Origin of the sequence: Lysinibacillus sp. ZYM-1 (assembly GCF_001308875.1) — a bacterium.
Classification (GTDB): Bacteria; Bacillota; Bacilli; order Bacillales_A; family Planococcaceae; genus Lysinibacillus.
This window is the reverse complement of the sequence record NZ_KQ465178.1, coordinates 1-2,498: the sequence shown is the minus strand read 5'-3', so window position 1 is coordinate 2,498 and position 2,498 is coordinate 1. Positions and strand designations below refer to the sequence as shown.

At 34.5% G+C, this 2,498-nt stretch carries 3 protein-coding genes and 1 pseudogene; 3 read left to right on the top strand and 1 reads right to left on the bottom strand.

Features of this window, described 5'->3' with window-relative positions; all coding sequences use genetic code 11:
• The 3 genes and pseudogenes from AO843_RS23700 to AO843_RS24405 form a co-directional block, all read left to right on the top strand.
• Nucleotides 1-395, top strand: a pseudogene (locus AO843_RS23700) (transposase); the annotation flags it as partial.
• A 172-nt stretch (nt 396-567) separates the two neighbouring features.
• Nucleotides 568-753: a hypothetical protein gene (locus AO843_RS23695; RefSeq protein ID WP_054613501.1), complete on the top strand. Its 186-nt coding sequence runs from the start codon at nt 568-570 to the stop codon at nt 751-753.
• Between the two features lie 519 nt (nt 754-1,272).
• Nucleotides 1,273-1,455 (top strand): transposase, encoded by a 183-nt coding sequence (locus tag AO843_RS24405; protein WP_231630248.1) that lies wholly within the window; start codon nt 1,273-1,275, stop codon nt 1,453-1,455.
• Nucleotides 1,456-1,668: 213 nt separating this feature from the next.
• On the opposite strand, the gene AO843_RS23690 is transcribed toward AO843_RS24405, so the two are convergent.
• Nucleotides 1,669-2,498, bottom strand: an 830-nt coding sequence (locus tag AO843_RS23690; protein WP_156314035.1) for a transposase, incomplete at its 5' end; no start/stop codon positions are given.

Genomic DNA, 2,498 nt, shown 5'->3' with positions numbered 1-2,498 from the left:
ATGTAGAAGAAAACATACTCAGTCGCAAGTTCAAAGCAGATAAACCGAATCAGAAATGGTGTACAGATGTCACGGAATTCAAATATGGGAATGGCAAAAAGGCTTATTTAAGCGCCATTATCGATTTATACGATAATTCGATTGTGAGTTATATATTAGGGCACTCGAATAACAATAAACTCGTTTTTCAAACGATGACACCAGCCATACAAAAATTAAAAGAAGATGAGCATCCTCTTATTCATAGCGATCGTGGTTATCAATATACTTCAAAATTTTTCAAAAGGATGATAGATGATGCCGAGATGGTGCATAGTATGTCTAGAGTGGGACGTTGTATCGATAACGGACCAATCGAGGCTTTTTGGGGTACGCTCAAATGCGAAAAATATTATTATCATCCACGCATAATGCTTATAATTATCTTATGTGCTTATCAGGATATAAAATTGAAGCCCTAAGATAGTCTTCAGAAGATGTGGCTAGCTCAAGGAAAGTGTATGAACCAAGCTACCGTAAAATCAACCGTTTTCGTGCTCAACCAGAAGTGAAAGAGTTGAACCGCCAATGTTTCGTCCAATTCCACTGCCAGTTGGTCAAGTAGAATTAATTGATCAAAAAGCTATTTTTGATGATGGAACAAAGATCGAAGCGAATACGAACAAATTTTCTTTCGTGTGGAAAAAATCCATCGAGAAATATCATAACGGATTAATTGAAAAATCAAACCAGAAATTGAACGAGAAAATGTAGAAGAATTAGCATTGAAAGACCTCGCTCAAATGGTCGGAAATGTAGATGAAGTGATTTATGAATGTGATTGAAAAATTGTGGATTCATCAGAAGTAGCTGAGCAAAAAAACTTTATGAGCCGAACAGAAATTCCCAAAGCAATCTCGCAAACAATTAATCGACTATATTGAACGCAAACTAAAATATCCAAGAGACCTCGAAAATCTTTTATTAAAAGAACAAAAGGAAAAGTATAAACAAAACGAATTCAATACAGCATACTGGGATTATGATGAAGAAAATGATCAATACACTTGCCCTAACAAACAACAGCTTGTATTTAAATCGTACCACGAAAAGTGATAAGTATGATTTCACGCGTGAGTTTAAGGTATACGAATTTAAAGACTGTTCCGGATGTCCCTTCTGTTCATTATGTACAAAAGCAATATATAGAAATAATTATAAATTGATGGTGAATTAAGAACAAAGTTTTCAGAAGAAAAAACGAGTATTATTTATCGTCAATTCAAAATTGACGTGGAACCAGTTTTTGGATTATTGAAGGATAATTTGCGTTTCACTCGATTTTCAGTTCGAGGGAAATGGAAGGTTAAAAATGAGGTGGGCCTCGCATTAATGGTTGTGAATTTAAGAAAATTCACAACCATTAGCGAAGAGCTATATGGAGATACCATAAAAAATAGAGAAATCGGAATTTGAATTCATTCAAATTCCGATTTCTCACTAATTGAAGCTAGGTATGTCCCAGCCTTTTAAAAAAGCTATAGTACCTTATAGAAGATGATGTCTGTACTGAGCGAGGACACTGAAAAATTTACGTTTTTTATAACTCTTGGTTTTTTAGACAAAAAGAAGGCACATTCCATTCGATTTGAACAGAATGTGCCTTCTTTCCTTGCCTATTTCTTACTTTTACTCGTTTAGAAGTTTTAATATCCGTTTGAGATTCACCGCAAATATCGTTGTTGCACCTTGAATTTCCATACCAAATAGACCCACTGATTTTGCTGTTTTATAACCATGTGGGTTTTTAATTTCACTATTTTTTGCTTCAATTTTATAACGTTTTTTCGAAAGGGTTTTGAATTCATCTGTTTCTTGAAGACGAATTTGCTCCTTATGTTCCATAGATTTAACTCTGATAGAGTATGTTTCTGCTTGATTAGCTCCTTGATTTTTCTTTCCAGTTCGTGCTTTTCGAATAGCCATGTGACTTGCTGGACATACATACATTCCTGCATCTTTATTAAATTCAAAGACTACTTTTCGATGGGAAGTTTCTCCGGTAATGTTTGGGTTTAATTTTGAAATCAATTGAAATTCTTCTGCTTGAGCATATTGTAAATTTTCTTTCCCAGAATAAGCTGTATCTCCAATGACAGTACCAATTTCCATACCCGTTTCTTTACTTTTCTTTACTAACTCTTTAAGGTAATGTCCATCACTTTTTTCACCCGTTGTCACAATCGCAGCTGTAATAATACGTTCATAACTCATCGCAATATGTGTTTTGAAGCCAAAAAAAGCTGAATCCGCTGATTTATGTCCAACACGTGCATCTGGATCAGTTGAATAGCTCAGTTGTACATTATAATCTTCTATCACTTCTTTCAATATATTTAACTTTTCTTTCACAGCTGGTGTTTGTGCTACTTTTGATTGTGTTTCTACCACTTGAACGACCTGATGGCAGTAGTTTAATTCTTCACTTACCTCATTAGAGGTTGGTTTTATTGGAAATC

Excerpts from the sequence above, each read along its gene's own strand:
- AO843_RS23695 (WP_054613501.1), top strand. The coding sequence starts at position 568 with ATGTTTCGTCCAATTCCACTGCCAGTTGGTCAAGTAGAATTAATTGAT.